Here is a 17,122-nt window from a genome sequence, read left to right as displayed (position 1 = left end):
GATCCGCGCGGCTGCTGCCCTTTTCGCGCCGCAGCCTCAGTGACGAGGCTCGGCGGTGGGGAGGACCGGACCGCCGTGGAGGGCGAAGATCCGGCGCTTGACGACCTGCGGGAGCGGTGCAGCCCCGGTGAGCGGCAGGACCCGGCCGACGGCCTGGTCGCGTGCCGTCTCGAGGATCTTGACGACGGCGGCCTCGGAGCGGCGCAGCCGCGCGTAGGTCTCGTCGACGTCGTCGTGGCTGGCCTGGCTGTCCAGCTGGGCCACGCACATCCGCTCCCAACGGGCACGGAGCGCGGCCACCAGGCCCGAGGGGCCGTCGAAGTACGCCGACCACTCCTCGCGCCACGGGACGGCGCCGGTCATGTCGCTGGCGGCTGCGGCGATCGCCTCGCGGATGATGCGGGTGCGTTCGTGGGTCTCGGTCCAGGTCATCGTCGTGTTCCTTCCGGGGAGCTGCTGCGGCGGTGCGCCGCGGTTCACGGGAGGAGGAGCGGCGGGGGCCGGCCGCTGATACACCGGTTTCGGAAAACTTCTCGGATGTATCAGGAGCACTGGTCGCGCGCTCTGTATGTGCGGGACCATGCACAGGTGGACGCTTCGCACCCACTCTCCGAGCTGGTCCCGGCCGCCAAGGGAGGAGACCAGCATGCGTGGGACGCGATCGTGGAGCGGTTCCTGCCGCTCGTGGGCGCCATCATCCGCGCGCACCGGCTCTCGGAGGCCGACGGCGACGACGTCAGCCAGACCGTGTGGCTGCGGCTCGTCGAGCACCTCGGTGCGCTGCGCGAGCCCGACGCCCTGCCCGGGTGGATCCGGACGACGACCCGCAACGAGTGCCTGCGCCTGCTGGGTGCGCGCGGCAAGGTCCGCGCGGTCGACCCGCAGGCCGAGCACGGGCTGGACGCCGTCGTACCCGATGCGGCGGGGGAGGAGCTGCTGGCCGCCGAGCGCCGGCAGCTGTTGCGGGAGGCGCTCGCCGAGCTGCCGGCCGGCCGGCGGGAGCTGCTGCTCCTGCTGCTGGCCGATCCGCCGGTGGGCTACGAGCGGATCAGCGCCCGGCTGGGCATCCCGATCGGGAGCATCGGGCCGACCCGTGCCCGCGCGCTGGAGCAGTTGCGGCGGACGCGGGCGCTACGTCAGCTCGGTGAGCTGGAGGGGGAACGAGCATGAGTGACCTGAGCTGGGACTCGATGTCCGACGACGAGCTGCTGGCCGCGTTGGGCGAGGCGGTGGGCGAGGCGGGGGCGGTCAGTGACCGCCGCCGTGACGCGGCCCGCGCCGCCTTCACCTGGCGCACCGTCGACGAGGAGCTCGCCGAGCTGCTGCACGACTCGCTGCTGGACGCCGGCGCCGCCGTTCGATCCTCCGGAGGTACGCCGCGCGCCCTCACCTTCGGTCGCAGCGGCATCACCGTCGAGGTGGAGGTCGACGGCGACCAGGTGCTCGGCGAGGTCGTGGACGGGGCGGGCGCCGTGGTGACGCTGCAGCGCCCGGATGTCGAGGACGTGACCGTCGAGGCCGACGCCGCCGGCTTCTTCCGCTTCGCCGGGGTCGGTGCCGGGCTGGTGCGCTTCGTGGTGGAGGTGGGGGGCTTCTCGCTCACCACCCCCTGGGTCACCCTCTAGCTTGTGCCGTTGGTTGAGTAGCCGCGAGCGCCAGCGAACGGCGCATCGAAACCAGCGGGCTCAGGTCAGCGGCCCGACGATCGTGATCGCCCGGTTGGCGCGATCAGTTCCTGGAACGCCCGCCTTCAGGACGGCGGCGTAGGCGGCCCTGGGGTCCTTTCCGGTACGGCTCATCTCCGCAGCGATCAGCCCTGTGACGACCGGGGTGGAGAACGACGTACCGCTCCACTGTGCGAGCCCGTCGAACTGGCGCACCTGTCCGGCGTTCGCCGGTTCGTAGCAGGGGTAGATCCCGACGGGGAATGCGTTGATGTGGTCGCGACCACGGGCGTAGACCTTCACCCACGGGCCGATGTTCGAGTAGTCGCTGCAGTCCTTGTTCGCGTCGACAGAGCCGACGCCGATGGCCCAGGGGAAGGCCGCCGGCCAGAACGGCTGTTCGCCGTAGTCGTTGCCCGCTGCCGCGACCAGCAACGGATCGATGTCGCGCTCATGCAGCGCAGCCATCAACGCGTCGAACGCGATCAGCGGGAAGTCCTTGCGGCTGTGGGTGCCTGCCGACATCGAGATCAGTTGCGGGTGATCTCGCTCGGTGTAGGCCTGGTGCAGCTGCGCCACGATGGCGGACTCGTAGATGGCGCCGCCGTGCGTGAGTGCTCCCTGAACCTGGATGTGAGCGTCCGGGGCTGCACGCTTGATGACTCCCGCCACGAAGGTGCCGTGGCCGCCGTACTCGTGGATCGCCTTCGGGTTGATGTCCTCCACGTCGAGCGGGTCGGCGTAGACGCCGCTCGCCAGCCAGGACGCGTGCTTCGGGGCGGGTGCCCACCAGCCGGTGTCGACCACCGACACACGGACCCCGTGTCCCCAACTGGGATCCGCGCCGAAGTGGGGGACGGGTTCATCGGTCGACGGGTACTCGGGCTCAGTGGCGGGGCAGAAGTGTGGAGCAACGTTGGTGACGTAGAGCACGTGGTCCGGCGACACCGCGCGCCGGCCCTCGTCGTCCGGGAGAATCGAACCGTCGAGCTCGTCGAGCGTGCGGAGGACGTCGTCTTCGCCGTCACGACGAGAGGGCAACCTGATCGTCACCAGCCCAGGGATGGACGGCTGCTCGTCGGAACGCTCGGCAGGGCCGACGAAGTCGCGTTCGTTGTCCCGGAAGAACGTCAGCACCTCCTCGAGGCGGCTCTCCCGGACCAGAGCGTGGCCCGGGCGGAAGAAGTACGCCGCCTCCGCGTCGTCATCCGTCCGACCTCCTCCGTCGCGTGCCGCCGCCGCCACACCGTCCCCGAACGCTCGCCGGATGACGCGGCCCTGGGCGCGTGCTGTCTCGGCTGCCAGGTCGGACGGTTCCTGGTGCCTCTTGTCGTCCTGGTCGTCTCGGTCGATCGTCCGCCACCAGTCCCACGGCCACCGCAGTCGTGAGACCAACCAGCCGAGCGGGCGGAGGGCGGACGACGGACGCACCGGGTTTGACATGGCCACTCCTTGGGCTAGGGACGAGGGCAGCCCGAGATCCCCTTGCGGCGCTAACGTAGTGGCGCTCGGGACTGGCGGTAAAGAGCTTCCTCCCTCGCGCTCAGGATGCCCATGGATGACCTGCTGGACCTCGCCATCGAGCGACCTCGGGAGGCCCGCGCGCGCGCCGAGGCGACGTTGGAGTCGAACCCCGACCACCGCTCGCGGTCGGTGGCCGAGCAGGCGTTGGCCATCGTCCTGCGCGACAGCGGTGACCTGGACGCCGCGCTCACTCGCATCCGCGTGGCCCTCGCCGCCGCGACGGCGTGCGGAGAGGCCAACCGTGAGGCCGACGTACGTGCCACGTTGGCCGGAACGCTGCTCTACGCGGGACGGTCCGCTGCAGCACTCCGGGAGCTCGAGATCGCCAGCTCTCTGGCCGACGGCGAGGTCCTCGCCAAGGTGCAGCTGAGGCGTGCTGTCCTGCTCCTGATGGTGGACCGCCACGCGGAGGCTCTCCCCGCCGCGGAGGAAGCGCGGCGTCTGCTCGCACGATCGGGTAACCCGCTGTGGGAGGCCCGAGCGTGCATCTGCGTGGCGGGTGCCGAGGAGCGGCTCGGGCGGATGGCGTCGGCTGACACCCACCTGCGCCAAGCCGTGGACCTGCTGGCTCGTGTAGGGGCGACCGGTGAGATGGCATCGGCTTACTCGAACCTCGCCGAGGTTGCCGTTCTGCGAGGCGATGTCGCGCGCGGTCTTGCTCACTACGCCGAGGCTGTCCGTCTCTACCGCGCGGCCGGAGCGACGGTGCGGGTCGACCTTCTCTGCGCCTACGCGAACGCCTACCTGACGGCGGGTCTTCCGACCGAGGCGGCGGATCTGCTGGCGCGACCGGAGGGCGTCACTGCGTTCGACATCTCGCGCGTGCGATTGGTACAGGCGCGGGCGCTGCTGGCGTCTGGTGATCCTGCCGCGTCGCAGGTCGCAGCACGCGAGGCGACGACGGCCGCGCGACGCCAGCAGCGGTCGTGGCTCGAGGCACGTTCCCGGCTCGCCGAGGTTCGCGCGCGCTTCGAGACCGGCGAGCGGCGGCGCCTCGCAGCCAGCGCAGCTCGGGTTGCGGAGGAGCTGCACGCGCAGAGTGCGACCGATGCTCCTCTGGCGCTCGGTCTCGCAGCACGTGCCGCGCGCACGCCGGCCGAGAGGCAGCGCTGGTGGGCAGCCGCGGCGTCGTACCGGAACCACCCCAACGCCCTGGTCCGGGCGGCGGCCTGGTTGGCGCGGGCGCTGGAGCGCGAGGAGGCGGGGGACCGGGGCGCGGCGTTGCGGGCCTGCCGGGCAGGGCTCGACGCCATCGACGAGCAGCGGCGGCTGCTCGGCAGCTCGGAGCTGCGGGCCCAGGCGACCACGCACGGGCGGGAGCTGACCGAGGTCGCGCTGCGGGCGGCGGCGCCGGACCCGCGGCGCCTCCTGGGCTGGGTCGAGCGCACCCGTGCGACCACGCTCGCGCAGCCGGCGATGACCTCGGACGCCACCACGATCCCCGAGTCCCTGGCCGCGCTCCGCGACAACGGCCGTCAGCTCGCCGAGGCACGGGCGGCTGGCGAGCCCACCGAGAAGCTCGAGCGGGACCGGCTCCGGCTGGAGCGGGCGGTCCGCGCGGAGAGCCACACTCGCTCCGCCGAGGGCGCCGACCCCGACCGGCCGGCCAGCGCCGAGGAGGTCGTCGCCGGCGTCGGCGACGGCTGCCTGGTCGAGCTCGTCGACGTCGACGGCGCGCTGCACGTCCTCGTGGTCCATGACGGCAGGGTCAGACGCCGGGTCGCCGGCCCCACCGCCGACGCCCTCGCCCTGCTCGACCCCGTTGCGATGCTGCTGCGACGCAGCGCCCGCGGGCGTCCTGCTGCCACCGACCAGGTCGGCGCCCGGCTGCAGGACGCGATCCTCGGCGACGCGGCCCGCCTGATCCCGGACGGCCCGGTCGTCCTCGCCCCGACGACCCGGCTGCACGGCCTGCCGTGGGCGGTCCTGCCGACCCTCGCCGATCGCCCGTTCAGCGTGGTGCCGTCCGCGGGTCAGTGGCTCCGTGCGCGAGCGGTGAGCCGGCCGGCGGAGCGACGTACCGTCCTCGTCTGCGGACCCGGCCTGGAGTCGGGCGGCGCGGAGGTCCCGCTGCTGGCCCAGCAGCACCCCGAAGCCCAGTTGCTGGCGGGCAGGCAAGCCACGCTCGAGCAGGTCCTGACCGGCCTCGACGGTGCGGACCTGGTCCACCTGGCCGCCCACGGCCACTTCCGTGCCGACAGCCCGCTGTTCTCCAGCCTCGACCTCGCCGACGGTCCGCTGACGGTGCACGACATCGAGCGGATCGGACGGGCGCCGTACCGCGTGGTGCTGTCGGCCTGCGAGTCCGGCGTGCTCGCTCCCGTCGGCGCTCAGGAGCTGCTCGGCCTGGCCGCCGCGCTCTTCGGCCTCGGCACCGCCGGCTTGGTCTGCAGCGTCGCCGAGGTCAACGACGACGCCACCGCCGAGCTGATGGTCGGCCTGCACGCCGCCCTCGCCGAGGGGAAGGACCCGGCCACCGCCCTGTGGGAGGTACGCCGGCACACCACCGACCCGATCGCGTCCGCGACCACCGCGTCGTTCCTGGCGCTCGGGGTCTGAGCCCCGTCCCGAGTGGGGGCGACAACGACCGTGCGTCCCCCACAGCCCGCACGGTCGTTGCCTGTCCGGGGGGATCAGCGCCAGACGTTGGTCGGCAGCGCGGCACCGCCGCGGCCCTGCCAGAAGTGCACGCGTTCCACGACCGGCTCCGGTACGACGGGCGCAGGGATCGTCCGCAGCGCGTGCGCGCCGGCCCGCAGGATCGCGATCACGCCGGCCTGGCTCTCCCGGATCCGGTGCTGGGTGTCCTCGTAGTCCTGCGGCGAGTGGTCGTCGACCTGGGCGTCGTACATGCCCTCGAGCCGGCCGCGCAGGGCGTGGAGCAGGCCGGTCGGGCCGGCGAAGTACTGACCCCACTCCTCCCGCCAGGGGAGCGCGCCGGACATGTCCGTCGCGGCCACCTCGGCGACGTGGCGCAGGATGCGGGTGCGTTCGTGGGTCTCGGTCCAGGTCATCGTGATCAGTCCTTCCAGGGAGCTGCGGTGCGACGGGTGTCGCGATCTGCAAGGAGGACCCGCGAGACCGCTCCGCAGATACGTGATCCACGTGACGCCCCACCGGGCTGTCTGCTCGGTCACGACCGCTGGCTGTGGCCCTGCGCCGGCGGGACCATGCGAGAGGAGGTGGACGCCATGGAGGCAGCACTCACGACACTGGTCCCGGCGGCAAGGGCCGGCGACGGCCCCGCGTGGGACGCCATCGTGGAGCGGTTCCGCCCGTTGGTCGAGGCGATCGTGCGGGCGCACCGCCTCGGCGGCGCCGACCGCGACGACGTCAGCCAGACGGTCTGGCTGCACCTGGTCGAGCACCTCGACGAGCTCCGCGATCCGGCGGCGCTGCCCGGCTGGATCCGTACGACGACCGCCCACGAGTGCGTGCGCCTGCTCGGCCGCGGTCAGCGGCTGCGGTCGGTCGACCCGTCCGACGAGCGCCACCTCGACACCGCCGTCGCGGACCAGGCCGAGGCCGGCGCGATCGCGGCCGACGAACGACGACGGGTCCGCCGCGCGCTCGCCCAGCTGCCGCCGCCGGCCCGCGACCTGATGGTGCTGATGGTCGCCGAGCCGTCCCTGTCGTACGCCGAGCTGGCGGCCCGTCTGCACGTCCCGGTGGGCAGCATCGGGCCCACGCGGGCCCGGGCGCTGGAGCAGCTGCGCCGGTCGACCGACCTGCGCAGCTGTTGGGAGCTAGGAGCCTGAGCCGTCGTCCGTGGCCCGCGGCATGCGCGCCATCAGCTCGATCGGCGGCCAGCCGCGGCTCCGCTTCCGGCCGGGCCCGACCACGGTCCGCTTGGTCACGAAGCCGTGCCGGCGGTAGAGGCGGGCGCTGTCCGGGCTGGTCGCCTCGAGGTAGATCGGCAGCCCTTCGGCGTCGGCGCGCGCGATCAGCTCCTCGAGCAGCAGGCTGCCGACGCCGGTGCCCTGCGCGCTCGTCGCGACGCCGATCAGCGGGATGTAGTAGTGCGGCTCGCGAGGGTGCAGCCGGTTGAGGCGGCTCTGCAGCGCATTCGCCCGACCGATCCGCGCGCCGAAGATCGAGAGGAGGGCGCGGGCGCTGCGCAGCTGCTCCAGGAAGGACGTCTTCCAGTGGTGCGGCGGCAGGACCAGCAGGACTCCGCGGGGCGTGCCACGGCGGGCGGCCAGCAGGCTGTCGGAGTGCTGCAGCACGTGCTGGGTCTCGAGGGCGAAGAACGTCTCCAGCGCAGGCTTGCGTCGGTGCTCGTAGGGGATCAACCAGGTCAGCACCGGGTCGTGGTGGAACGCCTCGGTGAGGATCGCGGCCGCGGCCTCCGCGTCGGCCGGCGTCATCGGCGACGTCGTGATCTCGTCCATCGGCCCTCCAGCCTCATCTGACATCTGCGCCGAGACTAGTGGGGCCTCGGAACGAGGGCTGGCGGCCGGCGCACCGCTGGCACGCGCCTCGCCGCGTTGTCGTCGGTCGGCGGGCCTCCGGCCCGCCTCCCTCCTCCGCCTTGCGATGCACGCACCAGGAGCACGCCGGCCACTCAGCCCCCGCCCCGAGGCCCCACTAGGCTTCGCCCCATGACGCAGACACACCTCGACGCCCGGGACGCCATCGCTGCGATCCAGGGGCACGAGGCGTGGGCGATCATCCGTCGCTCGACCCGGGCCGGCGACATGCCGACCGTCGGCGTGATCGGCGGGACCCGCAGCGTGGTCGAGTCGATCATGGACATCCCACTGGAGTCCGGCGTACCGCAGCCGGGGCACCAGGCGGACCGCTTGGTCGCCGTGCCCTTCCGGCAGGTGCGGGAGCGTGGCTTCGAGGCGCACGACGACGGCACGCCGCTGGTGGTCGTCGACGTCGAGGAGGAGCACGAGTTCTCCGTCGCCGACGTGATCGCGGCCATCGACGACGACGGGGTGGAGTTCACCGACCGCGGCGGCTTCGACACCGACGACGCGGCGTACGCCGAGATCGTCCGCACCATCATCGAGAACGAGATCGGCCAGGGCGAGGGCGCGAACCTCGTCGTCGGGCGCACCTACCGCGCCGAGGTCGCCGACTGGAGCGCTGCCACGGCGCTCACCGTGTTCCGGCGGCTGCTCGAACGCGAGCGCGGCTCGTACTGGACCTACGTCTTCTTCACCGGCGACCGGTTCCTGATCGGCGCGAGCCCGGAGCGGCACGTCAGCGTCCACGGCGGCGACGTCCGGATGAACCCGATCTCCGGCACCTTCCACCTGCGCCCGCCCGCGGGCGAGACGCGCGGGATCGAGGCGCGGATGCGCGACTTCCTGCGCGACGAGAAGGAGATCTACGAGCTCTTCATGGTCGTCGACGAAGAGCTCAAGATGATGTGCGACATCTGCACCGAGGGCGGCCAGGTGCTCGGCCCGTTCCTCAAGCCGATGACGCACCTGATCCACACCGAGTACCTGCTGGCCGGCCGCACCTCGAAGGACGTGCGCGAGGTCCTCCGGGACACGATGTACGCCGCCACGGTGACCGGCTCTCCCGTCGAGAACGCCTGCCGGCTGATCAAGGCCTACGAGCCGGACGGGCGCGGCTACTACGCCTCGGCGCTGGCGCTGTTCGGCCGCGACGAGGAGGGCCAGCAGGTCCTGGACAGCCCGATCGTCATCCGCACCGCCGACGTGGCCATGGACGGGAAGCTGAAGGTCACCGCGGGCGCGACCCTGGTGCGCGACTCCGACCCGGACTACGAGGTCGCCGAGACCCACGCCAAGGCCGGCGGCATCCTGTCCGCCTTCGGCCTCGTCGACCGCGCGCCCGCGCCCGACGTCGACATCGCGACGCTGGTCGCCGACGAGGACGTGCTGATCGCCCTCAACGCCCGCAACCGCCGGCTGTCCGGCTTCTGGCTGGCCGACCAGGCCGGCTCGCCCGTCGACCCGCGGCTGATCGGCAAGCACGCGATCATCCTCGACGGCGAGGACGACTTCGTGAACATGCTGCGGCACATGCTGATGCGGATGGGCATCAGCTCCTCCGTCGTACGCCACGAGGACTACGCGACCGGGGCCTTCGACGGCGCCGACCTGGTCATCGTCGGCCCCGGCCCCGGCGACCCGCGCGACGACGCCGACCCGAAGATGGGCCGGCTGCGGGCCGCGGTCAAGGACCTGATGGCCGAGCAGACGCCGTTCATCGCCGTGTGCCTCGGGCACCAGGCGCTGTGCCACTCGCTGGGCATCCCGCTGGCGTTCAAGGACATCGTCTTCCAGGGCACCCAGGCCGAGGTCGAGCTCGGCGGGCGCCTGGAGCGGGTCGGGTTCTACAACACCTTCGTCGGCCGCCCGGACGCCTCGACGGTGCTGCCCGAGGGCGTGACCGTGGACGCCGATCCCGACACCGGCGACGTGAACGCGCTCAGCGGGCCGCACTACCGGGGCGTCCAGTTCCACGCCGAGTCGATCCTGACCGAGCGCGGGTTCGACATCGTGCACGACCTGGTCGTCGGGGTGCTGCTGGATGGCTCCCCGTCCTGACGTGGTGGTCGTGGACCACCACGACTCCTACACCTGGAACCTCGTCCACCTGATCGCCGGAGCGACCGGGGTGCTGCCGACCGTGGTGGAGTCCGACGAGGTCGTGGCGGCCGACCTGGCGACGTACTCCCACGTCGTGCTGTCGCCCGGCCCCGGCCACCCCGACGAGTACGACTGGGCGATGCTCGACCTCGGCCTGCCCGTGCTCGGGGTGTGCCTGGGGATGCAGGGCATCGTGACGAGGTACGCCGGCGTGGTGGATCGCGTCGCCCCGGCCCACGGCCAGGTCGCGCACGTCCGGCACGACGGTCGCGGGGTGTTCACCGGCCTGCCCCAGGGCCTGGCCGCGGTCCGCTACCACTCGCTCGCGGCGGTCGCGCTGCCCGACGAGGTCGTCGCGACGGCATGGGCGGACGGACCGGACGGCGGCGACGAGGTGGTGATGGGGGTGCGGCACCGGCACCTCCCCGTCGAGGGCGTGCAGTTCCACCCCGAGTCGATCCTGTCCGAGCACGGCGCAGCGATGATCCGCAGCTTCCTGGACCGCCGATGAGCTTCGAGGAGATGGCGAGGACGGCGCCGCGGTGCGCCTGGATCGGCGACAGCCTGGCCTGGCTGGAGCCCGACGACGTGTCGTTGACCTACGACGCGAGCCGGGGCGAGGTCACCCGGCACGTCTCCGGCCGGGCCGAGGTGGTCGGCGAGGACCCGTTCGCCGTGCTCGAGGCCGAGCTGGCCGACGGACCCGAGGACGCTCGCTGGTACGGCTACTTCGGCTACGCCTCCCGCTCCGACCTCCCCGCCACCCCCGACCCGCACCAGCCGGATGCCGTCTGGATGCGCCCCTCCCGCACCCTCCAGCGCGAGTTCAGACGTGTGGTCGACCCAATCGGTGGTTTCGGTCGACCAGAAGGCCGAACTCGGCAGACCACACGCCCGAGCTCGGCGTACGAGGAGGCGTTCGGCCGGGTCCAGGAGGAGCTGCACGCGGGCAACTCGTACGAGGTGAACCTGACCCACCGGGTCGAGGTGGAGAGCGCGCTGGACCCGGTGACGGCATACCTCCGCCTCAGCGAGCTGAACCCCGCCCCCTATGCGGGTTTCCTGCAGCACGACGTGCCCGGGGCGCGTGCGTGGCTGCTCAGCTCCAGCCCGGAGCGGTACGCGCTCATCGGCGCCGACCGCACGATCGAGACCAAGCCGATCAAGGGCACCACGCCGCGGGGCGCGACGCCGGAGGAGGACGAGGCCGCGCGGGTGCACCTCGCGACGGACCCGAAGTTCCGCTCCGAGAACCTGATGATCGTCGACCTGCTGCGCAACGACCTCGCGACGGTCTGCGAGGTGGGCACGGTGACGGTGCCGGGCCTCATGCAGGTCGAGTCGTACGCCGCGGTGCACCAGCTCGTCTCCACGGTGCGGGGCCGGCTGCGGCCGGACGTGAGCACCGTCCACGCGCTGCGCAACCTGTTCCCCGCGGGCTCGATGACGGGTGCACCGAAGCTGCGGACCATGCAGATCATCGATGCCGTGGAGGCCACCCCGCGCGGCACGTACGCCGGTGCCTTCGGCTGGATCGGCGCCGGCGGCCGGGCCGACCTCGGGGTGGTGATCCGCAGCCTCACCACGACCAGGGACGGCCGCTACCGCCTCGGCACCGGCGGCGGCATCACGGTCGCCAGCGACGTCGCCGAGGAGTGGGCCGAGACGCAGTGGAAGGCCGAGCGGGTGCTCCGGGCGCTCAGTTCTGGGTGACGGTGGCCGTCGCGCTGGGGGACACCCCGGCCCCGGTCTCGTCGGCGTGCTGGGACAGCGAGGTGAGGATCGCCTCGACGCCGGCGGTGTCGCGCCGGACGTCGTACGGCGCCGGGTCGACGACGTTGACGACCTGGAACAGGTCGCCGTTCTGCACGAAGCCGGTGATCGTGAGCAGCTTGGTCGTGTAGTGGACGACCATCCGGGCGTCGTCGGCGAGCGCGATCCTCGGGCGGCGTACGTCGGCCTTGCTGCTGAGGTGCATGGCCTTCCAGTAGGCCTGCAGGTCGATCGGCGTCAGCTGGTAGTTCGCGGACAGCGCGAACTTGTCGGCCTTCGGGTCCGCCGGGGTGAACCGGCAGTCCGGCTGGGTCGGCGTCCCGTCGCTCTCCTTGGTCTGCACGCCGAAGGAGCGGTGGACGAGCGCGGAGTCGATGGCGTCGCAGGGGTTCCACAACGCCGGCGCGTCCGAGGAGAAGGCGGGCTTCGTCGAGCCACCGCTCCCGCAGGCGGCGAGCAGGGCCGCGAGGGGCAGCAGGGCGAGGGCCATCCTGGGCTGAGGCTTACGCATCGATGTGTTCCCGTCCGGGTAGGCGGAGGACCAGGCGGGCGCCTCCGGTGGAGTTGTCGGTGGCGATGACGTTGCCGCCATGGCGTTCGGCGACCTGGCGGACGATCGACAGGCCGAGCCCGGAGCCGGGCATGGTGCGGGCGTCGGGGGAGCGCCAGAACCGGTCGAAGACGCGGGTCCGGTCGGCCTCGGCGATGCCGGTGCCCTGGTCGTCGACGGTCAGGACGCCGTCGCTGAGCCGCACCGTCACCTGACCTCCCTCCGGGCTCCACTTCGCGGCGTTGTCGAGCAGGTTCGTCACCGCGCGCTCCAACTCTGCCGCCTCGCCCTCGACCCACCACGGCCGGGTGAAGACCTCGAAGGTGATGCCGGGGGCGCGGCGTCGTACGCGCTGCACGGCATGGTCCACGACGTCGGTGAGGTCCACCGGCTCCACCTGGAGGGTGACCGGCTCGTCGCGGGCCAGCTCGGTGAGGTCGCCGATCAGGGTGGTGAGCTCCTCGATCTGCGCGCGTACGTCGTCCATCAGCTCGTCGCGCGCCTGCGTGGGCAGGGCCGCGGGGTCGGCCGCGACCATGGTGAGCAGGTCGATGTTGGTGCGCAGCGCGGTGAGCGGGGTGCGCAGCTCGTGGCCCGCGTCGGCGACCAGCTGCCGCTGCCGGGTGCGCGAGGCGTCGAGCGAGGTCAGCAGGTGGTTGAAGGCGGTGGCGAGGCGGGCGACCTCGTCGTCGCCCTCGACCGGCAGCGGGGTGAAGTCCTCGGTGCGGGCGACCCGCTCGACCGAGGCCGTCAGCCGCCGGACCGGCCGCAGGCCGTTGGTCGCGACCAGCCAGCCGGCGAACGCCGCGCCGACGACCCCGATCAGGCCGAACGCCAGCGTCACCCAGCCCAGGCGCGAGAGCACGTGGTCCTGGGTCGCGAGCGGCTGGGCCAGGATCACCGCGACGCCGGGGCTGTCGGTCGGCACCGTGACCATCCGGTAGCGCTGGTCCGCGATGAGGACGGTGCGCACCTCCTGCTTGCGCCTGCCCGCCGCCACGGCGCGCTCCGCGCTGCCCACGGGGATCGTGCTGCCGTTGTCGAGGATCGCCTCGGTGCCGTCGGAGTCGACCAGCGCGATGCGGACGTCGGCCGCGCCGATCTCCCAGGGGGACAGGCTGGTGCCTTGGGTGCTGAGCAGCGCGTCGATGTTGGCGGCGTAGTGGGCGCGCTGGATCAGCGAGCGGTCCAGGTCGTCCTGCATCTGCACCCGGGCCGTCAGGTACGCCCCTGCCGCCACGAGGGCCACCGCGAGACCCACCGCCATCGTGGTCAGCACGATGACCCGGCTCGCGAGGGATCGGCGGTAGTGCCACCGCCCGGCCGGGAGGTTCCCCGGCCGGATCAATCGGCCGCCTTGAGCACGTAGCCGATGCCGCGCACCGTGTGGATCAGCCGCGACTCACCCTCGGCCTCGGTCTTGCGGCGCAGGTAGCCGACGTACACCTCGAGGGAGTTGGCGGTCGTGGGGAAGTCGTAGCCCCAGACCTCCTCGAGGATGAAGTTGCGGTCGAGCACGCGGCGCGGGCGGCGCAGGAACATCTCCAGCAGGGTGAACTCGGTGCGGGTCAGCTCGATCGGCCGGCCGGCGCGGGTGACGTCGCGGGTGGTGACGTTCATCGTGAGGTCGCCGAAGGTCAGCACCTCCTCGCCCTCGTCACCGGCCGGGGTGACGCGGCGCAGCAGCGCCCGCAGCCGCGCCAGCAGCTCCTGCAGCGCGAACGGCTTGGTGAGGTAGTCGTCGGCCCCCGCGTCCAGGCCCTCGACGCGCTCGCCGATCGCGTCCCGCGCGGTGAGCACCAGGATCGGTACGTCGTTGCCCGCCGCCCGCAGCGCGCGCGTGGTCTCCAGGCCGTCCAGGCGCGGCATCATCACGTCCATCACCACGACGTCGGGTGCGATCGCCCCGATGCCGGCCAGCGCCTCGGCGCCGTCACCGGCCAGGTGCACGTCGTACCCGTTGAACTCCAGGGACCGGCGCAGCGACTCGCGCACGGCGCGGTCGTCGTCGACGACGAGCACCTTGGAGGAGGGGACGGACGTGGCCACGGGTCCATTGTGGCCGATCCGGCTGAAGACGGGCTGAGAGTCAGAGGTAACGGCTCGCGAGCCGCGCCGCCCGAGCGCCGTACTGCCCGCCGAACAGGCAGGCGTGCACCAGCAGCGGGAAGAGCTGGTGGAAGGCCACCCGGTCCTCCCAGCCGTCGGCCAGCGGGCTGACCTCCTGGTAGGCGGCCAGGACGGCCGGCAGCTGGGGCAGCCCGAAGAGGGCCAGCATGGCGAGGTCGACCTCGCGGTGCCCGGCGTACGCCGCCGGGTCGATCACCACGACGTGGTCGGTCGTCCACAGCACGTTGCCGTTCCAGAGGTCGCCGTGCAGGCGCGCGGGCGGCTCGGCGGGAACGACCTCCGCGGTCCGCGCGACCGCGCGCTCGACGGTGGTGGCGTCCTCGGCGCTGATCTGGCCGCGGTCGCGCGCGATCTTGAGGTACGGCGCGATCCGCCGCTCCGTCCAGAACTCGGCCCAGGTGGGGAGGGGTCGGTTCGCCATCGGCAGCTTGGCGATCCAGCCGTCCGCGGCGCCGCCGAACCCGTCGGCACCGGCCGCGTGGGTGCGGGCCAGCGCCCGGCCGAACCCGCCAGCGACCTCGGCGCTCGGGCGGTGCGGCTCGATCCACTCCAGGATCAGGCAGTCGGCGTCGACGGCGAGGACCTCCGGGGTGGCCACCCCGTCCGGGACCTCGGCCAGCCACGCGAGGCCGGCCGCCTCCCGCTCGAAGAACCTCGGCGGCGCGGGGTGCAGCGTCTTGAGCAGCGCCGTGCGCCCGCTCGACAGCCGCAGCTTCACCGCCGTGGAGACGTCACCGCCCGCGACCGGAGCGGTCGCGACGACGGCCGAGCCGAGCAGGTGCTCCGCCCGCTGGGCGACCACAGGTTGGCGTGCCACCCGCGTTCACCCCTCTCGTGCCGTCGGTCAGCTGATCAGGCCTTGCCCTTGAGGGCCTTCGGGATCTCCCGCCCCTGCTCGATCGCCCGCTGCGGTGCCTTCACCTTCTTCTTGAAGATACGGATCGCGACCAACACCAGGACCGCCGCGACCAGCGTGTAGGCGCCGAACACGATGAGGAAGGCCCAGTGCAGCGCGAGGCCGTGGCCGTTCCAGTTGATGAAGTAGGCGATCGCCACCGACAGCATGATCACGCCGAGCAGCAGCAGGAAGGCCGCGGCGCCGATCAGGCCGATGCCGATCGCACTCGCTGTCACGCTCACCTTGAGCTCGGACTTGGCGAGCTCGATCTCCTTGCGGACCAGGAGGGAGAGGTCGGTCTGCGCGTCCTTGATCAGACGCCCGATGGTGGGCTCGTCCTGGAGCGGTTCGGTGGCCATACGACCGACCCTACCGATAAGGGGCCGATAGGGTGGAGAGCGGTGAGCCGGGAAGTCTGGTCGGCACGCGTCCGTCGTGCCCCGATCCCGAGGAGCTGCTCGTGCCGTTGAACCTCCCGCCCGGCCAGCGTCCACCGTCGAGGCTGTGGCGCGACGGACCGGTCTGGGTGGCCGGCGACACCCCGCTGGCCCGGTACGTCGCCCGCCCGCTCCGCGAGTTCCTCCGCGTCGAGTCGACGGCCTCGCTGGCGCTCCTCGTCGCGACCGTCGTCGCGCTGGTCTGGGTGAACGCGGGCGGTGCGGCGTCGTACGAGCACCTCTGGCACACCACGCTGGGCGTCGACCTGGGGCACTGGCGCTTCGCGCAGTCGCTGCAGCACTGGGTCGACGACGGGCTGATGGCGACCTTCTTCTTCGTGGTCGGCCTGGAGATCAAGTACGAGCTGGTCAACGGCGATCTCCGCGACCCGCGCACGGCCGCGCTGCCGGTGCTCGCGGCGATCGGCGGGATGGTCGCGCCCGCCGCGATCTACCTCGCCCTCGCGGGCCGGGGAGCCGGTGCCGACGGGTGGGGCATCCCGATGGCGACCGACATCGCCTTCGCGGTCGGCGTGGTGGGGCTGCTCGGCCGGCGCGTGCCGTCCTCGGTGCGCCTGTTCCTGCTCACCCTCGCGATCGTCGACGACGTCGGCGCGATCGTCGTGATCGCGGTGTTCTACACCGGCACCCTGCACTGGGGCTGGCTCGGGATCGCCGTCGCGCTGCTCGCCGCCGGCTACCTCCTGCGCCGGCTGCGGGTCTGGACGCCCTGGATCTACGCGGGCCTCGGCGTCGTCGTGTGGTTCGCGACGCTGCAGTCCGGTGTGCACGCGACGCTCGCCGGGGTCGCCCTCGGGCTGCTCGCCCCTGCGACGCCGCTGCTGCGCGAGGACGCCGCCAAGGAGTACGCCGCCGCGGCCCTGGCCGACAACGAGCTGGACGCGGAGGAGCAGCACCGCCTGCGCTTCCTGCTCGCGGAGTCGGTGCCGGTGGTCGAGCGCTGGCAGCACATGCTGCACCCGGTCTCGGCGTACGTCGTCCTGCCGGTGTTCGCGCTGGCCAACGCGGGGGTGGACCTCCGCGGCGGCGTGCTCGGCGACGCGCTGTCCTCGCCGGTGGGCCTGGCGGTGGTGATCGGCCTGGTACTCGGCAAGCCCCTCGGCATCGTGCTCGCGTCGCTGGCGGCGGTGCGTCTCGGCGTCGCGCGGCTTCCGGAGGGCGCCCGGTGGGCGCACGTGGTCGGGGCGGGCGCGGTGGCCGGTATCGGCTTCACGGTGTCGCTGTTCATCGCCGGGCTGTCCTTCCCCGGCTCCGCCGAGCTCACCGCGGAGGCGAAGGTCGGGATCCTGGTCGGCTCGCTGGTCGCGGCCGGCCTCGGCGCGCTGCTGCTGGCGCGGCTGCGCCCGGAGGTCAGCGCGCCGGGCTGACCTGGTGGGTCGGCTGCGGGACGGGCGCCGGTTGCGGTCGCTCGAAGCGGGCCCTGGCCGGGCCGAGGGTCACCACGCTCAGCACCGCGAACGTGATCGCGATGAGCAGCACCAGCCGGCGGACCTTGTCCTTCGGGATGGGCTCGGCGACGTGCACACCCTCCGATCGGCCGTCGGGACAGA

General features: G+C 72.6%; 18 protein-coding genes. 8 read left to right on the top strand and 10 right to left on the bottom strand.

Annotated features, from left to right (window positions below):
- Positions 1-36 precede the first annotated feature (36 nt).
- Positions 37-432, bottom strand: a complete 396-nt coding sequence (locus ACYVAQ_RS02170) for a hypothetical protein (protein ID WP_460786810.1) — start codon at positions 430-432, stop codon at positions 37-39.
- 156 nt (positions 433-588) lie between these two features.
- Here ACYVAQ_RS02170 and ACYVAQ_RS02165 point away from each other — a divergent pair, with 156 nt between their 5' ends.
- Positions 589-1,170 (top strand): RNA polymerase sigma factor, encoded by a 582-nt coding sequence (locus tag ACYVAQ_RS02165; RefSeq protein ID WP_460786809.1) that lies wholly within the window; start codon positions 589-591, stop codon positions 1,168-1,170.
- The gene (locus ACYVAQ_RS02160) at positions 1,167-1,625 is read left to right on the top strand and encodes a hypothetical protein (protein ID WP_460786808.1); all 459 of its coding nucleotides are present in this window, start codon (positions 1,167-1,169) and stop codon (positions 1,623-1,625) included. The genes ACYVAQ_RS02165 and ACYVAQ_RS02160 overlap by 4 nt, the downstream gene beginning before the upstream one ends.
- Before the next feature lie 60 nt (positions 1,626-1,685).
- Here the strand turns inward: ACYVAQ_RS02160 and ACYVAQ_RS02155 are convergent, their stop codons facing one another.
- The gene (locus ACYVAQ_RS02155; protein ID WP_460786807.1) at positions 1,686-3,107 is read right to left on the bottom strand and encodes a S8 family peptidase; all 1,422 of its coding nucleotides are present in this window, start codon (positions 3,105-3,107) and stop codon (positions 1,686-1,688) included.
- A gap of 111 nt (positions 3,108-3,218) precedes the next feature.
- Between ACYVAQ_RS02155 and ACYVAQ_RS02150 the strand changes: the two genes are divergently transcribed.
- Positions 3,219-5,747 carry a CHAT domain-containing protein gene (locus ACYVAQ_RS02150; protein WP_460786806.1) on the top strand — a complete coding sequence of 843 codons (2,529 nt, stop codon included), beginning with the start codon at positions 3,219-3,221 and terminating at the stop codon, positions 5,745-5,747.
- Positions 5,748-5,821: 74 nt separating this feature from the next.
- Here the strand turns inward: ACYVAQ_RS02150 and ACYVAQ_RS02145 are convergent, their stop codons facing one another.
- Positions 5,822-6,202, bottom strand: a complete 381-nt coding sequence (locus tag ACYVAQ_RS02145) for a hypothetical protein (RefSeq protein ID WP_460786805.1) — start codon at positions 6,200-6,202, stop codon at positions 5,822-5,824.
- Positions 6,203-6,379: 177 nt separating this feature from the next.
- Between ACYVAQ_RS02145 and ACYVAQ_RS02140 the strand changes: the two genes are divergently transcribed.
- Positions 6,380-6,946, top strand: a complete 567-nt coding sequence (locus tag ACYVAQ_RS02140; protein WP_460786804.1) for an RNA polymerase sigma factor — start codon at positions 6,380-6,382, stop codon at positions 6,944-6,946.
- On the opposite strand, the gene ACYVAQ_RS02135 is transcribed toward ACYVAQ_RS02140, so the two are convergent.
- Positions 6,935-7,603, bottom strand: a complete 669-nt coding sequence (locus ACYVAQ_RS02135; RefSeq protein WP_460786803.1) for a GNAT family N-acetyltransferase — start codon at positions 7,601-7,603, stop codon at positions 6,935-6,937. The two genes, ACYVAQ_RS02140 and ACYVAQ_RS02135, sit on opposite strands and share 12 nt — an antisense overlap.
- 186 nt (positions 7,604-7,789) lie before the next feature.
- On the opposite strand from ACYVAQ_RS02135, the gene ACYVAQ_RS02130 reads away from it, so the two are divergent.
- Genes ACYVAQ_RS02130 through ACYVAQ_RS02120 form a run of 3 tightly spaced genes read left to right on the top strand, consistent with a single transcriptional unit; the run spans position 7,790 to position 11,476 of the window.
- Positions 7,790-9,721 (top strand): anthranilate synthase family protein, encoded by a 1,932-nt coding sequence (locus ACYVAQ_RS02130; protein ID WP_460786802.1) that lies wholly within the window; start codon positions 7,790-7,792, stop codon positions 9,719-9,721.
- Positions 9,705-10,274 carry an anthranilate synthase component II gene (locus ACYVAQ_RS02125; protein ID WP_460786801.1) on the top strand — a complete coding sequence of 190 codons (570 nt, stop codon included), beginning with the start codon at positions 9,705-9,707 and terminating at the stop codon, positions 10,272-10,274. Before ACYVAQ_RS02130 ends, ACYVAQ_RS02125 begins: the two co-directional genes overlap by 17 nt.
- Positions 10,271-11,476, top strand: a complete 1,206-nt coding sequence (locus ACYVAQ_RS02120; protein ID WP_460786800.1) for an anthranilate synthase component I family protein — start codon at positions 10,271-10,273, stop codon at positions 11,474-11,476. The genes ACYVAQ_RS02125 and ACYVAQ_RS02120 overlap by 4 nt, the downstream gene beginning before the upstream one ends.
- On the opposite strand, the gene ACYVAQ_RS02115 is transcribed toward ACYVAQ_RS02120, so the two are convergent.
- The 5 genes from ACYVAQ_RS02115 to ACYVAQ_RS02095 are packed head-to-tail and all read right to left on the bottom strand — an operon-like array spanning position 11,463 to position 15,473.
- A complete protein-coding gene (locus tag ACYVAQ_RS02115; RefSeq protein WP_460786799.1) occupies positions 11,463-12,047 on the bottom strand; it encodes a hypothetical protein in 585 nt (194 codons plus the stop codon). The genes ACYVAQ_RS02120 and ACYVAQ_RS02115 overlap by 14 nt on opposite strands.
- Positions 12,040-13,434 (bottom strand): sensor histidine kinase, encoded by a 1,395-nt coding sequence (locus ACYVAQ_RS02110; protein ID WP_460786798.1) that lies wholly within the window; start codon positions 13,432-13,434, stop codon positions 12,040-12,042. The genes ACYVAQ_RS02115 and ACYVAQ_RS02110 overlap by 8 nt, the downstream gene beginning before the upstream one ends.
- A complete protein-coding gene (locus ACYVAQ_RS02105; protein ID WP_460786797.1) occupies positions 13,431-14,135 on the bottom strand; it encodes a response regulator transcription factor in 705 nt (234 codons plus the stop codon). Before ACYVAQ_RS02105 ends, ACYVAQ_RS02110 begins: the two co-directional genes overlap by 4 nt.
- A 40-nt stretch (positions 14,136-14,175) precedes the next feature.
- On the bottom strand, positions 14,176-15,033 hold the full coding sequence (locus ACYVAQ_RS02100; RefSeq protein WP_460786796.1) for a fructosamine kinase family protein: 858 nt from the start codon (positions 15,031-15,033) through the stop codon (positions 14,176-14,178).
- A 35-nt stretch (positions 15,034-15,068) separates the two neighbouring features.
- Positions 15,069-15,473: a phage holin family protein gene (locus ACYVAQ_RS02095; protein WP_460786795.1), complete on the bottom strand. Its 405-nt coding sequence runs from the start codon at positions 15,471-15,473 to the stop codon at positions 15,069-15,071.
- A gap of 32 nt (positions 15,474-15,505) precedes the next feature.
- On the opposite strand from ACYVAQ_RS02095, the gene nhaA reads away from it, so the two are divergent.
- Positions 15,506-16,939: a Na+/H+ antiporter NhaA gene (gene nhaA / locus ACYVAQ_RS02090; RefSeq protein ID WP_460786794.1), complete on the top strand. Its 1,434-nt coding sequence runs from the start codon at positions 15,506-15,508 to the stop codon at positions 16,937-16,939.
- Here the strand turns inward: nhaA and ACYVAQ_RS02085 are convergent.
- Entirely contained in the window at positions 16,923-17,096 is a 174-nt protein-coding gene (locus ACYVAQ_RS02085) for a hypothetical protein (RefSeq protein ID WP_460786792.1), read from the bottom strand. The two genes, nhaA and ACYVAQ_RS02085, sit on opposite strands and share 17 nt — an antisense overlap.
- Positions 17,097-17,122 lie beyond the last annotated feature (26 nt).

The sequence above is a fragment of the Nocardioides maradonensis genome (assembly GCF_054777115.1).
This window is presented reverse-complemented; position numbering and strand designations above follow the sequence as displayed.